Origin of the sequence: Streptomyces marinisediminis (assembly GCF_026262575.1) — a bacterium.
GTDB classification, from domain to species: domain Bacteria; phylum Actinomycetota; class Actinomycetes; order Streptomycetales; family Streptomycetaceae; genus Streptomyces; species Streptomyces marinisediminis.
On sequence record NZ_JAPKFL010000002.1, the window covers coordinates 145,377 to 167,500 of the forward strand.

The following is a 22,124-nucleotide window of genomic DNA, read 5'->3' on the forward strand; positions in this document are numbered from 1 at the left end:
GTCGGGTGTGCTCATGGCCCGCAACGATCGCACACCCGCACGGCCGCCGCCGTCTCAAGGGGTGCGGGCGGCGCCCGCCGACCCGGGGCCGCCGCGTTCGGAAGGTGAACACAGAAGGCGTGGGCACGCCATACGAGTTGATCCGGCGCCAGTTCTGGCGTGAAGCCTTGACGGCATACCCACCGCCCAGTTAACTCCGCCGAGACCCGTGTGAGCGCTCCCAACGAAGGGAATGTCATGCCCAGGACATACAGGAAACGACGGGTGGGGCGGCGCAGAACCGCCCTGCTCGCCTCCGTCGCGGTCCTCGCGGGGCTGCTGCCCTTCACCACCGCGGGGCCGTCCGCCGCCGCGGAGCCGGACCCGGTGCCGGTGGACCGGTTCGAGGGCGAGGTGCCCTTCGCCGGACCGCCCGACGGCGGCCTGTTCACCTGGGGCGGCGACGCCGACGACCACCCCGCGCTCGACCTCGTCGCCCGTGCCGACGCGCCCGAGGGCGACAGCGTGCTCGAAGGGCGCTACGACATCAGCGGCTACGGGGGCTTCAGCCACAACTTCGCCGAGGCCGAACCCCCGCACGACTGGAGCGCGCACCGGGGTCTGCGCCTGTGGTGGTACGGGCAGAACACCCAGCACACCCAGGACACCGCGCCGCTGCCGCCCGGGCCCGGCCCCCGCGTCCAGGTCGAGATCAAGGACGGAGGCGCGCACGGCGAGGCGTCCGAGCTGTGGACGGCGTCCTTCACCGACGACTGGCAGGGCTGGCGGCTGGTGGAGCTGCCGTTCAGCCGGTTCACCTACCGCACCGACCACCAGCCCGTCGGCGGCATCGACCAGGTGCTGGGGCTCTCCCAGGTGTGGGGCTACGCGGTGACCCTGCCCACCGGGCGGGCCGGCACGTTCGCGATGGACGGCGTCGAGCTGTACGGCACGCCCGACCCGACGCGCACCGCGCGGGTCACCGTGGACGCCGTGCACCCGGTGGACGAGGGCGGCACGGCGCGCGTGGCGGTCACCGTCGCCACCACCGGCGCGGAGCCGCTCGCCGCCCCGGTGACCGTCGGCTACGCGACCGGGGACGGCACCGCCACCCCGGGCGAGGACTACACCGCCTCCTCCGGCACGCTGACCTTCCCGGCGGGCACGGAGTCCGGCGCCACCCGCACGGTGTCCGTCGCCACCCTGCGGGACGCGGACGCGGAAGCGGCCGAGACGGTACCGCTCACGCTCGACGTCGCCGGCGCCGCCGCGCCCGCCGAGGAGCCGCGCGTCGTCGTCAACGCGCACGGCCTGCCCTACCTGGACGCCCGGCTGCCGGTGGCCGAACGCGTCGCGGACCTGCTGGGCCGCATGACGCCGGCGGAGAAGGCGGGGCAGATGACCCAGGCCGAGCGCGGCGCCCTGCGCACCCCGGGCGACATCGCCGCCTACGACCTGGGCTCGCTGCTCTCCGGCGGCGGTTCCGTGCCCACGCCCAACACCGCCGAGGCGTGGGCGCGGATGGTCGACGGCTTCCAGCTCCGCACCCGGGCGAGCCGCCTCCAGATCCCGTTGCTCTACGGCGTCGACGCCGTGCACGGCCACAACAACGTCGTCGGGGCGACGATCATGCCGCACAACATCGGCCTCGGCGCGGGGCGCGACCCCGAGCTGGCCGAGCGCACCGGCGAGGTCACCGCCGCCGAGGTCCGCGCGACGGGCGTGCCGTGGAACTTCTCGCCCTGCCTGTGCGTGACGCGCGACGAGCGCTGGGGCCGCGGGTACGAGTCGTTCGGCGAGGATCCCGCGCTGGTCACCGCGATGAACACGGTCGTCCGGGGCCTCCAGGGCCCGGCCGACGGCTCCGCGCTGGACGCGGACGACCGGGTGCTGGCCACCGCGAAGCACTACGTCGGCGACGGCGGCACCGAGTACGGCTCCTCGACCACCGGCGACTACACCATCGACCAGGGCGTGACGCGGATCAGCCGCGAGGAGCTGGCGGCCGTGCACCTCGCGCCGTTCGAGGACGCGGTGGAGCGGGGCGTCGGCAGCGTGATGCCGTCCTACTCGTCGCTGGACCTCACCGACGACGACGCCGGGCCGGTCAAGATGCACGCGCACGACGAGATGATCAACGGCGTGCTCAAGGACGGCATGGGGTTCGAGGGCTTCGTGATCAGCGACTGGCAGGCCATCGACCAGATCCCCGGCGACTACCCGAGCGACGTGCGCACCTCCGTCAACGCGGGCGTCGACATGGTGATGGTCCCCACCGCCTACCGGGACTTCCACGCCACCCTCGTGGCGGAGGTCAGGGCGGGCCGTGTCCCCGCGGAGCGGGTCGACGACGCCGTGGCGCGCATCCTCGCCCAGAAGTTCCGGCTCGGCCTGTTCGAGCGGCCCTACGCCGACCCCGCCCACCTGGACCGCGTCGGCTCCGCCGAGCACCGCGCGGTGGCGCGCGAGGCGGTGGCCGCCTCCCAGGTGCTGCTGAAGAACGAGGGCGGCCTGCTGCCGCTCGACCCCTCGCGGAAGGTGTACGTCGCCGGGTCCAACGCCGACGACATCGGCAACCAGTCCGGCGGCTGGACCATCACCTGGCAGGGCGCCTCGGGGGAGACGACGCCGGGCACCACCATCCTGGAGGGCATGCGCGAGGCGGCCGGAGCGGAGTCGGTCACCTACTCGCGCGACGCCTCGGCGCCGACCGAGGGCCACGAGGTGGGCGTGGTCGTCGTCGGCGAGACGCCGTACGCGGAAGGCGTCGGCGACGTCGGCAACGGGCACGACCTGGAGCTGTCCGAGGCCGACCGGGCGGCCGTGGACACCGTGTGCGCGGCCATGGAGTGCGCCGTCCTGATCGTCTCCGGCCGCCCGCAGCTCCTGGGCGACCGGCTCGGCGCCATCGACGCGCTGGTGGCCTCCTGGCTGCCGGGCACCGAGGGCGGCGGCGTCGCGGACGTGCTGTACGGCGAGCGGCCCTTCACCGGGCGGCTCCCGGTGACGTGGCCGAAGTCCGCGGCACAGGTGCCGATCAACGTCGGCGACGCCCGGTACGCCCCGCAGTACCCGTTCGGCTGGGGCCTGACGACGGACGAGCGCCCGCTGACGGGCCGGGCGGGGGCGCTGGCGCTGAAGCTGCTGCGGCTGGCGGCGCCGGCCGTGGAGAGGGTCGCCGGAGCCGACTCGCGGACCGCGCACCGCATGGCCGCGCAGGCCCGCGCGATCGTCCAGGCGCACGTGGGCCAGGACATCACCGCGCGGGTGGCGGCCCCGTTCGCCGAGGCCGACCGGCACCTGCTGCGCGGCCGGCTCACCGAGGCCATGACCGGCTACCTCGCCGCGCACCGCGCCGCGGGCTGAACCCACCGGCGACCGGAGCCCCCGCCCCGCGGCGGCGGCTCCGGCGCGTCCCGGGGCCGGGGCGTGCGGGGCGGGGAACGGGGCGGGGCCGCGCGCCGGTCAGCGGGTGAGTTCGGCGGCGAGGAGCTCCAGAAGCCGGTCGCGGTGGCTGTGCAGGAAGAAGTGGCCGCCCGGGACCTGGTGGAAGGTGGCGCGCGCGGTGGTGTGAGCCGTCCAGCCGCGCACTTCGGGCAGGCCGAAGCGCTGGTCGTCCGCGCTGCCGAAGGCGGTCAGGGGGCAGTTCACCCGGGCGTCCGGCCGGTCGCCGTAGGTCTCGGCGATGCGGAAGTCGGCCCGGATGACGGGGAGCATCAGCTCCATGAAGGCGTCGTCGTCCAGGAGTTCGCGCGGCGTGCCGCCCAGCTCGCCCAGGAAGCGGCGGAACCCGGCGTCGGGCAGGGCCGACAGCGGCGGGTCGGCGGGCGGGGTGCCCGGGGAGCGGAAGGCCGCGACGGCGAGCCGGGCGGGCGGGCGCCCCCGCTCCTGGAGGCGCCGCGCGGTCTCGAACGCCACGAGGGCGCCGAAGCTGTGCCCGTACAGGGCGTACGGGCGGTCGAGCCGGTCGGCGACGGTGGCCACGACGTCGTCGACGAGCGGTTCGAGCCCGGTGTGCACGGGGTCGCCGAAGCGCCTGCCCCGGCCGGGGAGTTCGACGGGGCACACCTCGATACCGGCGGGCAGCGCGTCCTGCCAGTCGGCGTAGGCGCGGGCCGTGCCGCCCGCGTAGGGCAGGCAGAAGAGGCGGAGCGCGGGCTCGGTCGGTGGCATGGGGGCTCCTGTCGCGCTAGGCCTGGCGCCGCGCGGCGCGGCGGCGTTCACTGCGGGTGCGGGCGGGCGGCCGGGCGGCGGTCCCGTCCGCCGCGGGCGGGGCACCGTCGCCGTCCGCTTCGGCCAGGTGGTCGGCCAGCCGGCGGACGGTGGGCTGCTCGAACATGGTGACCAGCGGGAAGGCGCGCCCCAGCGCCGACTGGACCGCCCGGTGCAGGCGCACCATGACGACGGAGTCCACCCCCAGGTCGGGCAGGTGGTCGTGCACGGTGAGGCCGTCGAGCCCCAGCTCGGCGCGGAGCACGCGCAGCAGGACGCGCTCGGTGTCGCCGGCGGCCCCGGGGGCGCCCGGGTCCTCGGGCGCGGCGGCCGTTCCGGCGGGCGCCCGCGCCGCGAGCCGGGTCAGCGCGCGGCGGTCCAGCTTGCCGCGCCCGGTCAGCGGCAGCCGGGGCACCTCGGTGAAGGTGGCGGGGACGAGCGGGGCGGGCAGCGCGGCGGCCAGCCGTTCGCGCAGCACCTCGGCCAGCGGGCGCGCGTCCGGTGCGGCCCGGCCCGCCGTCGTCGCGTCCGGGGCCGGGAGCGCGCCGCCGAGCAGGCCGTGCAGCAGCTCGTCACCCTTCTCCAGCGCGAGTGCGCGGCGCAGCGCGCCGGTGGCGCGCACCACGCCGACCTGGCACATGCCCAGCCCCGCGGTGGGCGCGGCCTCCTCCAGCAGTTGGCTCATCTGCCCCGTCTCCAGCAGGCAGAAGTCCCGCGCGCGGGCCCCGTACAGCGGGTCGACGGCGGCGCGCCGGGCGACGAGGAAGACGGAGAACGCGGCCTCGCGGAACATCCGCCGGTTGTCGGGGACGTGCACGGCGGCCTCGACGACGGGGCCGCCGGTGACCGCGACGAGGCGGTGCTCGCGCGGATCGTGGTAGTAGACGCCCCCGTCCAGCCCGGCCACCCGCCCGGGGGCGAGGTAGAGGTAGGTCTGCACCGGGTAGAGGCCGCCCGCCGAGGCGTAGCGGTACCGGGGCCCCGAGCCGCCCTCGTGGGAGCGCAGCGGCTCCAGCAGGCGGGCCAGGGCGTGCACGGAGACCGGGTGCGGCGCGAACGCGCGGTGGCTGGCGCGGGCCGGGGCGGCGGTGGGCTCGGCGCCGGGCAGCGGGTGGGCCGGGCCGGGCAGGTCGGTGCGCAGGCCCGGGCGGCGGGCGGTGAAGGCGAGCCGCTCCAGCGGGTCGGTGAGGACGTCGCCGAACCACGCGCGGTACCCGGCCTCGGCCCCGCCCGCCGCCTCGGCGCCCGGCTCCGCCCCGGCGCCCGGCCGAGCGGCGGCGTCCGGCTGCGCGTCGGCCCCGTCCGCCTCGGCGCCCACCGGGCCCGTGTGCGCCGCGCCCGCCGCGCCCGGCCGCGTCCGGTCCGCGTCCGCCGGGACGACGACGGCGGCCAGCCGCCGCGCGGTGCCGTCGTCGCCGCCGACGACGGTCACGGCGGCCGCGGCCACCTCCGGCTGCCGCAGCAGGGCGGCCTCCACCTCGCCCAGCTCGATGCGGTGGCCGCGGATCTTGACCTGCCGGTCCTCCCGCCCGAGGATCTCGATCTCGCCCTCCGGCAGCCAGCGTCCGAGGTCGCCGGTGCGGTAGAGCCGCTCGCCGGTGCGCGGGTCGGTGACGAAGGCGGCGGCGGTGCGCTCGGGGTCGCGCCAGTAGCCCTCGGCCAGCCCGGCCCCGCCGATGCAGATCTCCCCGACGACCCCGACCGGGCAGGGCTCCAGCCGGTCGTTGCGCACGTCGGCGCGCTGGTTGCGCAGGGCGGTGCCGTACGGGACGGTGTCGCGTCCGGCGTCGGCGGGCACCACCTCGTGGGCGACGGACCAGATGGCCGCCTCCGTGGCGCCGCCCGCGGCGGTGACGCGCGCGTCCGGGGCGAGCGCGCGCAGCCGTCCCGGCAGGTCGACGGGCACCCAGTCGCCGGACAGCCACACGTGCCGCAGGTGCGCGAGCCCCGGGTGCGGCACGCCGGTGCCCACGTGGTCGACGAGCATCTGGAGCAGCGCGGGCACCGAGTTCCACACGCTCACCCGGTGCTCGGCGAGCAGCTCCAGCCAGCGCGCCGGGTCGGCGCCCGCCTCCGGTTCGGGGAGTACGACGGTGCCGCCCGCGCCGAGCACGCCGAAGAGGTCGGCGACGGAGAGGTCGAAGCCGAGCGCGGACAGCGCCAGCACCCGGTCCGCCGGGCCCAGCGCGCACCGCTCGGCGAAGTCGGCGACGGTGCCCAGGGCGGCCCGGTGCGAGACGGCGACGCCCTTGGGGGTGCCCGTCGAGCCGGAGGTGTAGAGCACGTAGGCCAGGTCGGCGGGCGTGGCCACCGGCTCCAGCGGCGCGTCGCTCACCGCCTCCCCGGCGCGCGGGTCCACGGTCAGCACGGTGACGCCCGGCGGCGGCTCGCACCCCGGGCCCGTCGGCGGCGTCAGCAGCAGCGGGGCGCCGGAGTGCTCCAGCAGCCGGCGCTGCCGGGCGGGCGGCAGGTCCGGGTCGACGGGCAGGTACGCGGCCCCCGCGAGGTGCGCGGCGAGCACGGCGACGACCTGCTCGGCCCCCTTGCCCAGTCCGACGGCGACGAGCCGCCCCGGTGCGGCGCCCGCCGCGCGCAGCCGGCGGGCCAGCCGGCAGGCCCGCCGGTGCAGGGTGCCGTAGGTCAGCGTCCGGCCCGCCGCGACGACGGCGGTGCGCTCGGGGTGGGCGGTGGCCCGCGCGACGAACCCGCTGCACAGCAGCCCCTCGGGCACCGGCCCCGCGGTGTCGTTGGCGGCGGCCAGCAGGGCCCGGTCCGCCTCGGGCAGCACGTCGGTGCCGTCCGGCCCCCACGCGGCCTCGTCCTCGGCCGCCAGGGCGCCCAGCAGACGCGTGTAGGCGTCGAACATGGCGTCCAGCGTCCCCGGCCGGAACAGCTCCTCGGCGGCGTCCCAGTTGTAGGAGAGCGCGCCGCGGTCCTCGTACACCTGGTGGTCAAGGAGTACCTGCGGCGTCTGGGAGACGGCGTAGACGGTCTCCCCCAGCCAGCGCGCGCCCAGCTCGCCCTGGGCGAACTCCTGGTCGCGGCCCTGTTCGCGGGCGCTGGCGAACACCACGGAGGCGAAGTCGGTCGCGGGCAGGCCGCGGTGCCGGGCGATCTCGCGCATGACCGCCACGCCGCTGACCTGCCGGTGCTCCAGGTCCTGCCACAACTGCCGCTGGAGGCGCTCGGCCAGCGCCGTGAACCCGCCGCCGGGACGCAGGTCCACTTCCAGCAGGGTGACGGTGGTGAAGTCGCCGATGACCCCCTCGATGCCCGGGTGCGGCGGGTGCCGGTTGAACAGCGGCACGTCCAGGGTGAAGTGGCCGTCGCGGGACCAGGTGCCGAGCACCGTGGCGTACGCGGCGAGCTGGACGGCCGAGGGGGTCAGGCCGCGCGCGGCGGCGCGCTCGCGCACCCGGGCCCAGGCGGCGGCCTCCAGCCGGGCCGCGCGCCGGGTACGGCGCACCGGACCGTCGGACGCGGCGCGGGGGCGCAGCGGCAGCCGGGGGTTGGGCGGCAGCGTCTCGGCGCGGCGCCGCCAGTAGGCGCGGGCCTGGGCGTGGGCGTCGCTCTCGCGCAGGCGCTCGGCCGCGAGCACGTGGTCGCGGAAGGACACGGGCAGCGCGGGCAGGGGCGCGTCGGGATCGGCGTAGAGGTCACCGAGTTCGAGGAAGAACAGGCGGACGCTGGCGACGTCGGCGACGAGCAGGTCGATGCCCACGTGCACCCGGGCGCGGGCGCCCTCCGTCCAGGTGACGCGGACGTCGAACAGCGGCCAGGAGTCCAGCGGCAGCACCTGGTGGCTCAACCGCTCGCGCAGCTCGCGCAGGTGGGCCTCGCGGCGTTCGGCGGGGGCCGCGCGCAGGTCGTACTCGGTGACGGGCACCTCGCCGACGTCGGGCAGGACCCGCTGCGTGCCGTCGGAGCCCACCTGGGCCCGCAGCATGTCGTGCCGCCGGACCAGGGCGTTCAGCGCCCGGCGCAGCCGGGCCAGGTCCAGGCCGACGGTGTCGTACTCGGTGTAGAGGTAGATGGAGGTGGAGCCGAGCTCGTAGCCGCCGCCGCGGCCGACGAAGTAGGCGTGCTGGAGCTCGGTGAGCGGGAACGGCTCGTACCGGGCGGCCGGGTCGGACGTCGGCGCGGGCCGGGCCGCGGCGCCGGACGCGCCTGACGCGGACCCGTCGCCGGGTCCGGGCGCGGCGCCGGGCGCGGAGCCGGGGCCGGGGTCGGCGTCCGTGTGTCCGGCGGGACGGACGTGTCCGGCGTGACCGGCGTGACCGGTGTGTCCGGCGGGGCCCGCCAGCTCCGCCGCGATGCGGGCGGCCACGTCCTCGACGGTGCCGCGCAGGAACTCGGCCAGCGGCAGGGCGACACGGAAGTCGCGGGCGAGCGCGTGGCGCAGCTCGACGGTGCGCAGGGACTCCAGGCCCAGGCGCACCAGCGGCTGGTCCTGCGGCACGGCGTCCGGTCCGGTCCCCAGGGCCAGGGCGATGCGGCGCCGCACCTCGGCGGCCAGGACCGGCGGCCGCAGCGCGGTGGGCAGCGCGAGCAGCGTCTGGCGCAGCGGGGCCGCCCCCGGCTCCCCCTGGCCCGCCACCCGCGCGACCGCCCCCGCCTCCGGTCCCGTCGCCAGCCGGCCCGCGTCGGCGCGCCCCCCGCCCGGACCGGCGGCCCCCGCGGCGTACAGCGCCGTGAGCGCGCCGTCCAGGTACGCCTGCCGGCAGGTGGTGCGGCGGATCTTGCCGCTGCCGGTCATCGGTATCTCCTCGGGCGCGACGAGGACGACGGCGTGCGGCTCGACCTCCTGCTCGGCCGCGACGGCGGCCCGCGCGGCGGCGGCCACCGCGGGCAGCTCCGCCTCGGCGACGCCGGTGACCGACTGCACGAGGACGAGCCGCTCCCCCTCCTCGGCGTCGACGGAGAACGCGGCGGCCGGAGCCGTGGCGAGCGCCGGGTGGGCGCGGCGGGCGGCGGCCTCCACGTCCTGCGGGTGGATGTTGCGGCCGCGGATGATGACGAGCTCCTTGAGCCGCCCGCACACCACGATTTCCTCGCCGTGCCGGAACGCCAGGTCGCCCGAGCGCAGGTAGGGTCCGTCGCCGTCGGCCAGCCGCGCGTCGAAGGTCTCGGCCGTCTGCTCGGGGCGGCGGAAGTAGCCCTGGTTGACGACCGTCCCGGCGAGCCACACCTCCCCCACCTCGCCCTCGGCGCACTCGGTGAGGGAGACCGGGTCGACCACGCGCAGCCGCACTCGCGGGTGCGGCACGCCGCAGCCCACCAGCTCCGTGGCGCGCTCGCCGCCCTCGGCCTCCCGGGCGCGCCCGGCTTCGAGCGCCGCCGCGTCCAGGGTGAGGGCCGACGGCCGCGGGGTGCGGCGCCCGCAGACGCCGAGGGTGACCTCGGTGAGCCCGTAGCCGGGGAACCACGCGGCGCGGCGGAAGCCGTGCGGGGCGAAGGTCTCGGTGAACGCCTCGATGGTGCGGCGCTGGATGCGCTCGGCGGCGTTGAACGCGGCGTGCCAGCGGCTGAGGTCGAGCCGGGCGCGCTGCTCGGGCGTGACGCGCTCCACGCAGCGGTCGTAGGCGAAGTTGGGGCCGCAGCTGAAGACGGGCCCGGTGGCGTCGGAGACGGCCTTGAGCCAGCGGAAGGGTTCGGCGACGAAGTCGTCCGGGGTCAGCAGCGTGCAGTGGCCGCCGATGAACTGCGAGAGGGTCACCGTCCCGGCGATGCCGAGCGCGTGGTAGACGGGCATCCAGGTCACCACGTCGGCGCCGTCGGGGAGTTCGGCCAGGTCGCGGAAGACGCGGAGCTGCTCCAGGAGGTTGTCCTGGGTGACCATAACGCCCTTGGGCGCCCCCGTGGAGCCGGAGGTGTACTGGAGCAGTGCCAGGTCGCCGCCGTCGACGACGGGGGGCGCCCAGTCCTCCGGAGCGGCGCCGGGTCCGTCGACGTCCAGCCACGGCACGTCGGGGGCCCCGGAGGCCGCCCAGGCACGGCGCAGCTCGGCGGCCCGGTCCCGGTGGGCGACGACCGCGGCCACGTCGGCGTCCGCCCCGATCTGCAGATACCTTTCTGCGTCCGTCGCCCCGGCCTTGGGCGGTGCGCAGGCGACGACGCAGCAGCCCGCGTAGAAGCCGCCGAAGAGCGCGCCGACGAAGTCCGGGCCCGGCGGCAGCAGCAGCAACACCCGCCCCCGGCCCGCCCCCACCGCCTGGAGGCCCGCGGCCACGGCGCGGGCCCGCGCGTCGAGCCGGCCCCTGGTCAGCCGCGTGCCGGGCAGTTCCAGGCCGGTGCGCTCGTCGAACGCGGGGAAGGTGAAGGCCACCGCCTCCGGGGCCGCCGCGGCGCGCTCGCGCAGGACGTCCAGCAGGTTCCGGGCGCGTGGAGCCTCAACACGCCGTGTCCTGGCAGTCATGTCTCATCCCCATGTCGGTCTGTACGGCCGCCGTACCGGACAACGCACCCGCGCCCCGGGTGACTTCGGCAGGCCGACGGGTATCGTAACGATCCGATCATCAGCGATGACCAGCGGACAAGACACCGGCATCGATGATCACGCCGTGACATCGGGACGTGACACGGGGCCGCGAGGAGGCGAGACGGTGGACGAGGCGGGCGCGTTCGTCACCCCGGAGCAGATCATCGACGACCTGTGGGCCCCCCGGGCCACGCAGGTGCTGGTCACCGCCGTCGAGCTCGACCTCTTCTCCCACCTGGCCGCCGGTGCCCGCACGGCCGAGGACGTCGCCACCGCGGCGGCCGCCCACCCCCGCGCCGTGCGCCGCCTGCTGGACGCCCTGACGGCGCTCGGCTACCTCGATCCGGCCCACGACGGCCCCGGCTACGCCCTGACCCCCGCGGCGCGCCGCTACCTCGTGCGCGACTCACCGTCCTACCTCGGCGCGCTGTGCCGCGAGACGCGGACCCTGTGGCAGCAGTGGCCCCGGCTGACCGACGTGGCGCGCACCGGGCGGCCCGTCGCGCGCTGGGAGAAGGAGCGGGACGGCCGGGAGAACTTCCCCGCCCTGGTCTCCGCCTGGTTCCCCATGAGCTTCGGCGCGGCCCGGGCGGCCGTGGCCGCGCTGCCGGAGGAGACCCGGGCGGGCTTCCGCCGCATCCTCGACGTCGCCGCGGGCTCCGGCGCCTGGTCCCTGGCCTTCGCCCTGGACCAGCCCGAAGCCCGCGTGACGACCGTCGACCACGCCGAGGTCTCCGAGGTCACCCGTGCCCACGCCGAGCGCTTCGGCGTCGCGGACCGCTACGAACACCGCTGCGGCGACCTGCGCGAGACCGACTTCGGCACCGGCTACGACCTGGTGACGCTCGGGTACATCGTGCACACCGAGGGCCCCGAGTGGGGGCCTCGGCTGCTGCACAGGGCCTACACCGCGCTGCGCGAGGGCGGCACGCTGCTCATCGGGGACTGGCTGCCCAACGACGAGCGCACCGCTCCCGACCTCCCCCTGCTCTTCGCGGCCACCGACCTGCTCCTGTTCTCCGCGGACGGCGACGTCTTCCCCCTCAGCACCTACCGCGCCTGGCTGACGGCGGCCGGGTTCCGCACCGTCGAGACCCTCGACGTCCTGGCCGCCTCGCCGCTGATCGTGGCCACGAAGTAGCGCGGCCCCGGCTCAGCCGGCCGCGCGGGCGGTGTGGACCGTGGTGGCCGTCAGGTAGAAGGCGTCGGCCCGGCGCAGCAGCCCGGCCGGGTCCTGCGGGTCCAGCAGGCGGGCCACGGTGGCGCGGTCCTCGGCGTCGAGCTGCTCGCCGCTCTGCTCCATCGTCCGGGCCAGGCGCGTGTGCAGGTACGCGCGCGCCCGCTCCTCCAGCGGCGCGGGGTGCTCGGTGAGGAAGGTGCGGCTGCCGGCCGGCCGCAGCCCGGCCCGCGTCAGCAGCCCCGGCCAGTCCTCCACCGTCGCCACCGTGCCGGGCAGCTCCGCGCGCATGGCGTTGAAACCGTCCTCGCTCGCCGCGTCGAGCCGGGCCTGCAACCCCGGGCGGCCGATGCCGATGTCCCGGGGCAGGTAGCGCGCGGGCAGCCCCCGCTCGACCACGGCCAGCAGGCCACCCGGCCGCAGTGTCGCCGCCAGCCCCTCCAGCGCCGCCTGCTGGTCCCCGATGTGGTGCACGGCATGGCTCGTCCACACCACGTCCGCCTTCGGCAGCTCCCCGAACTGCTCGGGCAGCTCGGCGCGCTGCGTGCGCACCCGCTCGGCGAGCCGCTGCTCGACGGCCCGCTGCCGCGCCCGCTCCAGCAGCCCGGCGGCCTGGTCGACGGCGACGACCTCCGCGTCCGGGAAGGCGCGCGCCAGGTGGCAGCTCACCACCCCGGGCCCGCTGCCCACGTCGAGCACCCGGCGCACGGCCGGGTCGTCCCCGCGCAGCTTGCGCAGCCACTCCCCCGCGTCCCCGAGGAAGTCCGCGTACAGCTCCGCCTCGCGCTCCAGTTGGTCGGCCATGGCCTCCCAGTCGATGTCCTCATGGTGCCGATGTGCCGTCATGCGCCGTCCTGACCCTTCTCACACTGCTCACGGTTGCTCTCCCCCGCGCGGTTCCCCTCGCAGACCGCCACACCGAGCCTGCGCGGCCACCCCCACCCCAACAACCGAAGTTGCCACCCCGGCAAAAAACCTCACCCGTTCGGCCCCCTCCTCCAGCCGGGCCGCCCCGGGGCCGCAGCCGGAGCCACGGGTGCGCCGCACGGCCTCCGGACCCGGGCGGACCTCCGGCAGCGGGCGGCGACCCGGAAACGTCTGCACGGCCCCCCCGGCGGACGGGACGCCGCGGAGGCGGGACGCGCCCGGCCGACCGCCGACCGCCGGCCGCCTGCCGCCTGCCGCCTCAGACGCGATATTTCAGTGGCGGACGGGGTCGATGCGCACCAGGATGCACCCATGGAACCAGGCGAGCGCGACAACGAAGCGGCGGTGACCCGGTGGACCGTCGCCACCGTCTACCCCGACATGTGGGTCGACCCGGACGACGACCCGCGCGAGGCCGAAACCGAGACGGTCGACGAACGCGGCACGCTGCTGGACTACCTGCGCCACTTCCGCCTCACCCTCGAGATGAAGTGTGCGGGCCTGGACGCCGGACAGATGGCCCGGCGCTCCGTACCGCCGTCCACCATGTCCCTGCTCGGCCTGGTGCGGCACATGGCCGAGGAAGAACGGCACTTCCGCCGGTTGGCGGGCGAGGACTCGCCCAGGATCTACCGCACCGCCGAAGACCGGGACGGCGACTGGAACGGCGCGGTCGCCGACCCGGCCGTCGTGGAGGACGCGTGGCGCCAGTGGCGGACCGAGAGTGAACTGACCGACCGTTTCATCGCCGGACGCACCGACCTCGGCACGCGGACCGGGGAGGCCCCGCTCCGCGACATCCTGGTGATGCAGATCGCCGAGTACGCGCGGCACTGCGGCCACGCCGACCTCCTGCGCGAGCGCATCGACGGCCGAGTGGGCCAGTGACCACGCCGCCGCGGGCACGTCCCCAGGCCGCGCGAGAAGCCAGCCGTCCCTCACCGACACCGCCTGCGCCACACTGACCACCACCCTCGCCCGGGCCGACACCGCCGCCACACTCCCGGAAAGTCCCCGCCGAAGTCGCCACCCACCGAAAACCCGCCGGCGCCGGGCGCACCGCCGCGGCCTCAACTGGCGTATCACCGCGCAACCGCACCGGCGCACTCAGGCAGCCCGCAGCCGAACCAACGTCCCCGGCACGTCACCCCTCTCCCCCGCACCACACCTTCGGCCGCGGCACGAACACGGAGTCCGAGGAACGCGGGCCGACGCCGCTGATGACGGTCAGAGGCCTCGCCACACGATGTGGCGAGGCATCAGCCGGTTCGTATCAGGCTGCTTCGGTCCTGCTCGAAGTCGCGGGTGCTGCACCCGCCCGTACGGCGGGCAGCCTCCGCGCCCACGCTCGGAGTGAGCTGCACCGAGTTTCGTGGAGTCCGCGATCGTGTGTTCAAGCGGTCTGCGGGACGTCGTCCAGTTGCGCCCAGTGTGCCTGTTCGTACTCGTCGGGTGGTACGTAGCCGAGGGCGGAGTGGAGTCGTTCACCGTTGTACCACGCGACCCACTGGAAGACGGCCCGCTCGACCTGGTCGAAGTCCCGCCATGGCCCCTGATGTTCGATCAGTTCGGCCTTGCATGTGCCGTTGAGGGCCTCGGCCATCGCGTTGTCGTAACTGTCCGCGACGGAACCGACCGACGCGGAAGCTCCAACCTCCGCGAGACGCTCCGTATATCGAATGGACACGTACTGCGACCCTCTGCCGCTGTGGTGGATGAGCCCGGCGTCCTTCTTGACCCTCTGCCGCCACAGCGCCATCTCCAGCGCGTCCAGCGGCAGGTCCGTGCGCAGGTGCGTGGCGGCCTGCCAGCCCACGATCCGGCGTGCATTACGCGTCCAGGACGAACGCCACGTAGACCCACCCCGACCAGGTGCGGATGGAGGTCAGGTCCGCCAGCCACAACTGGTTGGGCCGCTCGGCGGTGAAACGGCGGTTGACCAGGTCCGGCGGGCGCGGCGCGGCCGGCTCGGGGACCGTGGTGCGGCGGCGCTGCCCGCGGATGACGCCCTCGATGCCGAGCTCGCGCATCAGCCGCTCGACCGTGCAGCGGGCCACCGCGTGTCCCGCGCGGACCAGGGCGCGGGTGACGCGGCGGGCGCCGTAGGTGCGGCCGGAGTCCTCCCACGCGGCTGTGACCAGCGGGACCAGTTCTTCGTCGCGCAGGCGGCGGGCCGACTTCGGCCGCGTCTTGCGCGCGAAGTACGTCGACGGCGACAGCTCCAGCACCCGGCAGACGGGATCGACCCCGAGGCCCTTGTCGCGCAGGTGGTCGATCACCTGCTCGGCCTCGTCCGGGGACGGTCGATCTCCAGGGCAAAAAACACCGAGGCGGCCTTCAGGATCTCGTTGGCCCGCCTCAACCCGGCGTTCTCCTTGCGAAGTTCCTTCAACTCGTCGCGCTCGGCAGTCCCCAGCCGGTCGTCACGCTCACCGGCGTCCGCCTCGGCCTGGCGGACCCAGGACCTCAGGGCTTCCTTGTGGATGCCGAGGTCGCGGGCGACGTGGGCCACAGGACGGCCGGTCGAGCGGACCTCGCGCACCGCCCGCTCACGCAGCTCATCGGGATATCTACGGGGTGCTGGCATTGCTCGTGGTTCTCCTCACGCCTGGAAGCGTAACCCAGGCTTCAGGGACTCCACGAAGATCAGTACAGCTCACTGGCAGCCGCCCGGACTAGCCTGCGGGAGATGATCCGGCGGGAGAACTCCTGAACCGCGCACGTCGCTCACCGAGTCGTACGCGATTGGGGACGTTCGGTGTACCTCCCCCCGTCTCGAGGAGGGGGACGGCTCGCTCAGGCTGCCGTCTGCAGACGGCATTGGTCGGCGGCGAGAGTCCGGAGGCGGGCGGCCGTGGCGTCCGGGCCGAGTGCTGCCAGGGCCCACAGGGCACTGAGGCGGCGACCGGAGGACCAGATGCCAGTGGCCGGCGGCCGGAACGGGGCCACGGCGACGTTCTGGGCCGCGAACGGATCCGGATCGAGATAGCTCATGCCGCCGGTCCCACACAGATAGGTGCGGGCGCCGGTCGCGGCGGCCAGGTCGGCGAGCCGGACGGATCGGCCCGGCCGGACGGTCAGACGGCTGCTGGTGAGGATCTGGCCCCGCCAGCCGATCAGGTCCAGCAAGACGCGGGTGGACATCTGGGCGACGGCCGCGGTCCGTCCGGTGGTGAACGCGTCCAGCACGGGGTCCAGGGCCTTCGCGAAAGCGGGCCAGTGGGGGCTGGCGCCATAGTGCTGCGGCAGCATCCCGGCGGTCCGGCGGCGGGCCAGGGCGGGGTCGTCGATCACGGCGTCCCGGATGAGGGTGGACCGCCCGTCCGGGAGGTGGGTGGGGATGGTGAGCCACTGCTGACGGGCCGGGTCATCGAGGTCGGCGAGACGGGCTCGGTGCTGGTAGTCGCGGTGGGTGAACTGCACGTCGTCCAGGACGATCCAGTAGTCCGCCGCGAACAGCTTGGCCAGCGTCGTCAGCCTCGGGAACACGTTGGGCTGGTGGATCGCGCACAGCCCGCCAGGGGCAGGCAGGTCACGAGGCGATGAGGCGGCTGGTGAAGCCGTCGCGGATGAGGGATTCGTACGCGGCATGCACGTCCTCCGGGACCTGTTGCTCGATGGCGAATCCGAGCTTCGGATACTCGATGACCCGCTGGAGGTCGCCGACGAGCATGTCCAGGACGAGCTTCTCGTCGCCGATGGACTTCAGGTAGTCGTCGAACTCCAGCGGCTCCGACGCACACAGAATCTCGACATCGTGCCACAGCTTGCGGGCGGTCGCGAACGACCGCCTTTCCATATAGGGCTTAGAGACCAGCAGCACCGTCTTGGGGTGGATGCCGGCGGCGGCGAGGACCTCACGCGAGAGGGTGATGTTCTGCCCTGTGTTCGCCGCGTTCGGCTCGAGCAGGATCGCCTCGGCGGGGACGCCGAGGTCGATGGCGTGCTCGCGGAAGTGGACGGCCTCACCGCGCGGGAAGACCTTGGCAGTGGTGGGGCTGTTGCCACCGGTGAACACCAGGGTCGGGAAGAGCCCAGAGCGATACAGCTCGGCGGCATGGGCGGCGACGCCGAGGTCGTGGCTGCCCAGCCCGATCGCCACGTTGACGGGCCGCAGCTCGTGCTGCATCTGGTGGTAGTCCCAGATCAGCTTGGCCTGGCGCCACTGGTCCTCAGTGATGGCCTGCTGGTCGTTGCTCACGCGTTCTCCCTGGTCACCGTTGCCGGGGGCCGGTCGGCCCCTCGCTCATGGCCTTGATGCCCTCAATACTGCGCAGTTGGTGCACGAGTCCGTACTGCGCGGCCACCTGGGCGACCTGGTCGAGGACGAGGTGTCCATCATCCCGGGTCGCCGTGTCGGAGAGCAGGATGTGGCCATGAGCGGTGTCCAGTCGCACGCGTTGCATCGGTGATTCGGTGGTCCCGCTGTTGCGGGCGATGTCGATGAAGTGCAGGGCCTGGGTGAGGTCGCCGGCGCCGCGGCGGGCGAGGGCGAGTTTCTGGTGGGCCACCGACCAGTCGTCCGGTTCGGTGAGGTCTTCGAAGTCACGGGTCGCGGCCTGCATGACGCGGGTCGCATAGTCGTGCTGGCCGTCCTTGCTCAGCGCAGTCCCCACCCACAGCCGGGCCCTGGCCCGGTCGCGGCGGGAGAGCCGGTCGTCGACGGCGAGGGTTTCGTAGTTGCGGGCGGCGATCTCCAGCTTCCCGGACATCTCGGTGACCACGGCGAGGGACAGGTCAAGCTGGGCGACGCGGCGGGGGATGTCGAGCTGGGTGAAGACCGCGCGGGCGCTGGCATAGGAGTGCTGGGCGGACAGCGGGCCCAGGACGACGCCCTGGTCGCGCCTCAGGTCGCCGAGCAGGGCGGTGGAGCGGGCGAAGAGATACAGGCCCTTCTCGTCCAGCTCGGGGGCCTTGAACCGGCCGAGCCACCGGGTGAGGAGGCTGTCGGCGAAGGCGAAGTTCTGCCGGGACAGGGCGACCACGACACGGTCGAGGTCGTCGGCCCAGGATTCGTACTCCCAGGCCCGGGGGCCGGAGGCGGTGACACGCCGCCGGGCAGTGGTCAGCGGGCTGGTCATCTCGGACAGGAGCGTTTCGAACCGCAGGTGGACGGCGGCGTCCGCGCGGCCGAGAGCGGTGTCGAGGATGGCCTGGGTGTCGGGTCTGGGTTCGGTGATGGCGAGCTTGGACTCCCACTTGGACACAGTCGCGACCGCCAGGCCGAGCTGCTGGGCGAAGGCCCGCACGCTCAGTCGCAGGGCGAGCCGCAGGGCCTTGGCCTCCAGGCCGGTCCAGTGGTGCACGGTCGCCACGCGTCGCTCCCTTCCACCGGTCATCGAAGCAGATCCGTGCAGGCAGCGGGACAGAAGTGGAACGGAAGTAGAACGGCCGTTGATTGGCTGCAAGTTGGCCGGACGACACGCTTAAGACGTCACCACCTGTCGAGCCTTTTGGACGGTCCTGAGCATGGAACCCCTCACGGAGCATCGCCCGGTCAGTGGCCCGGTCGTTTACGGCTTTCTGCGGCTGGTGCGGGTCTCCCGAGCACGGCAGGACGCGCTGGTCACCTCGCTCGCCGAGTACTGTCGCAGCCACGAGCTGCAGCTGTCCGGCGTCTTTACCGACCGCGACGCGGCCGCCGGGCCGGCGTCGGCGGCGTTCACCGGGCTGCTGGACGTGCTCGCGCTGCCGGACGTCTATGGCGTGATCGCCCCGGCCATGTCGCACCTGGGGCCGAAGGCCATAGCCGCTGGACGCGGGCGCCGGATCGAGGCGGCCGGCTCGCGGCTGCTGCTGGTCCGTAAGCCCCGCACCACCCACCACTCCGTCTCCCGCAGCGGCCCCGTCCGCCGCCGCCATCCCGGCACCACCCGCGTCCTGGACGCCGAGTCATGAGGACCGTGATGACCAAGACGACCCAGCGGTTCTTCGAGGCCCGGCCCGAGTCGGTCGGCCAGGCACGGTCCTTCGCCTCCGAGGCCCTGACGGACTGGGGCCTGTCCGACCGCGCCGAGGACATCCGGCTCTGCGTCTCCGAGCTCGTCACCAACGCGCTGGTCCACGGCACCGCCCCCGGCCGCGGCTTCCTGGTCAAGCTCGACGTCGACGACGAAGTTGTACGCCTGGAAGTGCACGACAGCCGCAGCCAGCACCCCCAGGCCCGCCAAGCCGCCAGCACGGACACCTCCGGACGCGGCCTGGTCCTGGTGGACACGCTCGTCGACGGTTGGGGAGCCCACGACCGTACCCCGTTCGGGAAGGTCGTCTGGTCCTGCTTCAAGACTGCTGAAGGCACGACCCCATGAGCGTCCTTCTCACCCCGCCCGGCCCCGAGCTGCGGCTGCTGGTGTCGCTCGCCGCCTGGACCTGGCCCGGCACCCGCCCGGACGGGGGCGAGATCGCGCACATCCTGATCACCCACACCCCTGCCCTGACCGGCTCGGGCACCACCGAGACGGCCGAGGCCAGGATGCGGCGGCTGTCCGCCGCCCTCGGTGGCCTGACCGGCGCCTGGGAGGTCATCCCGGAGCTGGAGCCCTGCCTTCAGACCGTCGGCGATCAGGTGCTGCTGCACATCCCCGGCGCCTCCCGCCGGCTGCGGCTGCCCACCCGCCGGTCCTGGACCGAACTACTCGCCCGCAACGGCGAGGCGATCCTCCTGCTCGGCCTGGACCCGCTGCCGCAGTCCGCTGACGCCGCCCAGGTCGACACCTACCTGGACGCCGTCCTCGCAGCCGACCGGCTGCTGTTCGGACGCGCCCGCACCCGCTGAACCCACATCTCCTCGCACGGCCCGGACGGAACGGATGAGAGGGAACTGCCATGGAAACCTTCGAACGCGCCCGGCTGGACGCCTACTTCGCCCGGATCGCCACCCAGTTCGACCCGGGTGAGCAGACCGCGTCGTTCCTGATCACGCACCTACTCGCCGAGCGTCCCGCGTTCGTCCGCGCGGTCGCCGCGATGACCCGGCTCACCGCGGTGCTGCCCAAGCCGAAGTCCATCCACCCGGCCGCCAAGCGCGAGGTCGAGCAGGCCGTTCCGGTCGATACCCTCACCCGCGAGCTGTTCACCGACGACGACACCGCCCTGGACTACCTCGAGTCCCGGGCCGCAGGCGGGACGGTCAGCTTGCTGGATGTTGGCGGCTACTTCGCCCCAACCCTCGCCGAGGTCCACAGCCGGTTCACCGGCCGGCTCACCGGGGTGATCGAGGACACCGAGAACGGGCACCGCCGCTACGAGGACCTCGACAAACGGCCATGGCCGCCATCAAGTCCTGTCGCTTCTTGTGCAAGCCGCGATGCTCGGCCACCCGCACCACCGCCCTCGTCCATGCCGTCCTCACCCTCCATCACGCCAGCGCACATGCAGGGTGGAAGAGCCCCACTCGCATGACGACTTCCCCGAGTAGGATGAGGCACAACCCGGGCCCGTCGCACTCGCGCTTATTGGACCGGGCCTGGCAGGTCAAAAGGCGCTCGATGGCACGGTCATCTCTCGTCAGCTTCCACTACCAGCGTGATCATTGGCGGGTCCGGCAGATCTTGAACATCGGTGCTGAGGTGCCGGAAACTCATGGCTGGCCGCTGCCGCATCTGCTCTGAGCCGCTACGGCCCGCGTCGACGGGCCGCCGCCGGCCTACTGCGGTGCGGAGTGCCGGCGCCGTGGCGTGATCCGTCGTCGGCGGGCTCGCCAGCGCGGCGGCGGCAAGGGAGCAGGAGTGCGCGGAACTGCGGGCCGTACTCGACGGGCACCCGCCCTCGCGGTGGGCAGGCACCGGCGCACGCGCGCGCGAGCGGCTGGCCGAGCTGGAGCGCGAGAACGACGTACATGAGCAGTGAACACGGCTCTGCTGGGCCGCCAGCGCGTCGTGACGTTCTGCGTCGTGCTCCACGCGGCTCGCCCGGCACGACGCGACTGAGCCCCTGATAGCGGGACAGTTGGGAGCGTCGCCTCAGCACTACGGCCCCCGTTGGCACGGGGGCCGTACGCACGTACCCCGACGCCGGGCCGGGAGTACTGTTCTGTTGTCGACGCAGAACGGAGCCCAGTATGCCCCTGCACACTGACGAGCACACCGGCGCACGTGTCGCGCACGTGCGCAAGGTCCGCCGACTGACACAGCGAGAGCTCGCCGATCTGTCCCACGTGTCGTACAGCACCATCACGAAGGTGGAGCAGGGCGTGATGCCCGCGAGCCCTTCTGTGATCGGTGCGTTGGCGCGTGCCCTGTCTATCCCGGTCTCTGAACTGACCGGGCAGCCGTACCTCGAAGAACTGCGCCGCGATCAACTGGACGGGCTCATTCAGCCGATCCGCGAAGCTCTGGATGTGTACGACCTCGGACCCGATGTCGACGTCGCACCTCGTGCGTTGGACGACTTGGCTCGGGACGCCGAGCAGTTGTGCGCCCTGGTACGCGCCACCGATCTCAAGGCGGTGGCCACGACGCTGCCGAGCCTCATCCACGAAGCCACGACGGCGGCCCACTCCGACGCCTCAGACCGGGCCTGGCAGGTGCTCGCGTCCACGTACCGGACCGCCTATGACGTGACGACGAAGCTCGGTTACCACGACCTGTGCACGGTCGCCCTTGATCGCATGGAGTGGGCGGCACAGCGCGCCTCGGACCCGGTGCTCTCCGGTGTGCGCCAGTACATGCGCGCCCTGGCCTATCTCCGAGCGGGCCAGTACCGAACCGGCAAGCGTCTGGTCAGTCTCGGACTCGCCACGGTGGACGGTGCCCCGAGCAGCCGGGAGCGCGACGTGGCGTCCGGGCAGCTCCACCTCGGGGCGTCCGTGCTGTACGCCCGCAGCCAGGACGGGGACGCGGCACAGGGGCACCTTGACGAAGCCGAGCGGATCGCGGCGCGCACTGGCCCTGCTGAGCGCGTGCACTGGCTCGCCTTCGGTCCGACGAACGTCGGCGTGCACCGCGTGGCGGCGCTGGCCGAACAGGACTTGTACCCCGAAGCCGTCGAGACGGCTTCCACGCTCACGATCCCCGAGGACTGGCCGAAGTCGCGCACCAGCCACCACTACGCCGAGGTCGCCCGCGCTCAGCTCTGGATGGGCCGCGCCGATTCGGCGTTCAAGAGCCTCCAGCACGCGCGGAAGGTGGCCCCCCAGCAGACGAAGTACCACCCCTTGGTCAGGGAGACCTACGCCGGGCTGGAGTCTGCCAAGCGCAGGATGCCGGAGACATTCTCGAACTTCGGCGCATGGCTGGGCGTATGACTTAGCGTCACCCTTTGGCCGGAGCTATCAGTGAACTCTGATATTTCCGGTCTGTGCATGTCGAGACGCTGTGAGTGACAGCACCCCCGCGACCGCGCGAACGGCCC

At 74.0% G+C, this 22,124-nt stretch carries 14 protein-coding genes and 1 pseudogene; 8 read left to right on the top strand and 7 right to left on the bottom strand.

The window, feature by feature from the left end; genetic code table 11:
* The first annotated feature begins 237 nt into the window (after positions 1–237).
* On the top strand, positions 238–3,345 hold the full coding sequence (locus tag OSB71_RS02325) for a glycoside hydrolase family 3 N-terminal domain-containing protein (RefSeq protein ID WP_265943579.1): 3,108 nt from the start codon (positions 238–240) through the stop codon (positions 3,343–3,345).
* 99 nt (positions 3,346–3,444) lie between these two features.
* On the opposite strand, the gene OSB71_RS02330 is transcribed toward OSB71_RS02325, so the two are convergent.
* Both OSB71_RS02330 and OSB71_RS02335 read right to left on the bottom strand, forming a co-directional pair.
* Complete coding sequence (locus OSB71_RS02330; RefSeq protein ID WP_265943580.1) at positions 3,445–4,152, bottom strand: thioesterase II family protein; 708 nt, start codon at positions 4,150–4,152, stop codon at positions 3,445–3,447.
* A 16-nt stretch (positions 4,153–4,168) separates the two neighbouring features.
* Positions 4,169–10,606: a non-ribosomal peptide synthetase gene (locus OSB71_RS02335; RefSeq protein WP_265943582.1), complete on the bottom strand. Its 6,438-nt coding sequence runs from the start codon at positions 10,604–10,606 to the stop codon at positions 4,169–4,171.
* Between the two features lie 145 nt (positions 10,607–10,751).
* Here OSB71_RS02335 and OSB71_RS02340 point away from each other — a divergent pair, with 145 nt between their 5' ends.
* Positions 10,752–11,810, top strand: coding sequence for a class I SAM-dependent methyltransferase (locus OSB71_RS02340; protein ID WP_265943584.1), 1,059 nt, complete (start codon positions 10,752–10,754; stop codon positions 11,808–11,810).
* Between the two features lie 12 nt (positions 11,811–11,822).
* On the opposite strand, the gene OSB71_RS02345 is transcribed toward OSB71_RS02340, so the two are convergent.
* Complete coding sequence (locus OSB71_RS02345) at positions 11,823–12,692, bottom strand: class I SAM-dependent methyltransferase (protein ID WP_265943586.1); 870 nt, start codon at positions 12,690–12,692, stop codon at positions 11,823–11,825.
* Between the two features lie 393 nt (positions 12,693–13,085).
* Here OSB71_RS02345 and OSB71_RS02350 point away from each other — a divergent pair, with 393 nt between their 5' ends.
* Entirely contained in the window at positions 13,086–13,661 is a 576-nt protein-coding gene (locus tag OSB71_RS02350; RefSeq protein WP_265943588.1) for a DinB family protein, read from the top strand.
* 505 nt (positions 13,662–14,166) lie between these two features.
* Here the strand turns inward: OSB71_RS02350 and OSB71_RS02355 are convergent.
* From OSB71_RS02355 to OSB71_RS02370, 4 genes and pseudogenes are all read right to left on the bottom strand, one after another.
* Positions 14,167–15,360, bottom strand: a pseudogene (locus tag OSB71_RS02355) (IS3 family transposase).
* Between the two features lie 209 nt (positions 15,361–15,569).
* Positions 15,570–16,364, bottom strand: a complete 795-nt coding sequence (locus OSB71_RS02360) for a WbqC family protein (RefSeq protein WP_416237179.1) — start codon at positions 16,362–16,364, stop codon at positions 15,570–15,572.
* A complete protein-coding gene (locus OSB71_RS02365; RefSeq protein ID WP_265943592.1) occupies positions 16,306–16,974 on the bottom strand; it encodes a YdcF family protein in 669 nt (222 codons plus the stop codon). Before OSB71_RS02365 ends, OSB71_RS02360 begins: the two co-directional genes overlap by 59 nt.
* Before the next feature lie 13 nt (positions 16,975–16,987).
* Positions 16,988–18,088 (bottom strand): helix-turn-helix domain-containing protein, encoded by a 1,101-nt coding sequence (locus OSB71_RS02370; RefSeq protein ID WP_265943594.1) that lies wholly within the window; start codon positions 18,086–18,088, stop codon positions 16,988–16,990.
* Between the two features lie 154 nt (positions 18,089–18,242).
* On the opposite strand from OSB71_RS02370, the gene OSB71_RS02375 reads away from it, so the two are divergent.
* The 5 genes from OSB71_RS02375 (at position 18,243) to OSB71_RS02395 (ending at position 22,017) form a co-directional block, all read left to right on the top strand.
* Positions 18,243–18,671 (top strand): hypothetical protein, encoded by a 429-nt coding sequence (locus OSB71_RS02375; protein ID WP_265943596.1) that lies wholly within the window; start codon positions 18,243–18,245, stop codon positions 18,669–18,671.
* A gap of 8 nt (positions 18,672–18,679) precedes the next feature.
* Positions 18,680–19,081 carry an ATP-binding protein gene (locus tag OSB71_RS02380; protein ID WP_265943598.1) on the top strand — a complete coding sequence of 134 codons (402 nt, stop codon included), beginning with the start codon at positions 18,680–18,682 and terminating at the stop codon, positions 19,079–19,081.
* Positions 19,078–19,548: a hypothetical protein gene (locus OSB71_RS02385; RefSeq protein ID WP_265943600.1), complete on the top strand. Its 471-nt coding sequence runs from the start codon at positions 19,078–19,080 to the stop codon at positions 19,546–19,548. Before OSB71_RS02380 ends, OSB71_RS02385 begins: the two co-directional genes overlap by 4 nt.
* A gap of 50 nt (positions 19,549–19,598) precedes the next feature.
* The gene (locus OSB71_RS24560) at positions 19,599–20,174 is read left to right on the top strand and encodes a hypothetical protein (protein WP_416237180.1); all 576 of its coding nucleotides are present in this window, start codon (positions 19,599–19,601) and stop codon (positions 20,172–20,174) included.
* A 658-nt stretch (positions 20,175–20,832) separates the two neighbouring features.
* Entirely contained in the window at positions 20,833–22,017 is a 1,185-nt protein-coding gene (locus tag OSB71_RS02395; RefSeq protein WP_265943602.1) for a helix-turn-helix domain-containing protein, read from the top strand.
* Positions 22,018–22,124 lie beyond the last annotated feature (107 nt).

Bases quoted from the DNA above. Each gene is read 5' to 3' on its own strand.
- OSB71_RS02330 (WP_265943580.1), bottom strand. From the start codon at position 4,152: ATGCCACCGACCGAGCCCGCGCTCCGCCTCTTCTGCCTGCCCTACGCG.
- OSB71_RS02395 (WP_265943602.1), top strand. From the start codon at position 20,833: ATGCCCCTGCACACTGACGAGCACACCGGCGCACGTGTCGCGCACGTG.
- OSB71_RS02375 (WP_265943596.1), top strand. From the start codon at position 18,243: ATGGAACCCCTCACGGAGCATCGCCCGGTCAGTGGCCCGGTCGTTTAC.
- OSB71_RS02325 (WP_265943579.1), top strand. From the start codon at position 238: ATGCCCAGGACATACAGGAAACGACGGGTGGGGCGGCGCAGAACCGCC.
- OSB71_RS02360 (WP_416237179.1), bottom strand. From the start codon at position 16,364: ATGCCGCGTACGAATCCCTCATCCGCGACGGCTTCACCAGCCGCCTCA.
- OSB71_RS02385 (WP_265943600.1), top strand. From the start codon at position 19,078: ATGAGCGTCCTTCTCACCCCGCCCGGCCCCGAGCTGCGGCTGCTGGTG.
- OSB71_RS24560 (WP_416237180.1), top strand. From the start codon at position 19,599: ATGGAAACCTTCGAACGCGCCCGGCTGGACGCCTACTTCGCCCGGATC.
- OSB71_RS02345 (WP_265943586.1), bottom strand. From the start codon at position 12,692: ATGACGGCACATCGGCACCATGAGGACATCGACTGGGAGGCCATGGCC.
- OSB71_RS02350 (WP_265943588.1), top strand. From the start codon at position 13,086: ATGGAACCAGGCGAGCGCGACAACGAAGCGGCGGTGACCCGGTGGACC.
- OSB71_RS02335 (WP_265943582.1), bottom strand. From the start codon at position 10,606: ATGACTGCCAGGACACGGCGTGTTGAGGCTCCACGCGCCCGGAACCTG.
- OSB71_RS02380 (WP_265943598.1), top strand. From the start codon at position 18,680: ATGACCAAGACGACCCAGCGGTTCTTCGAGGCCCGGCCCGAGTCGGTC.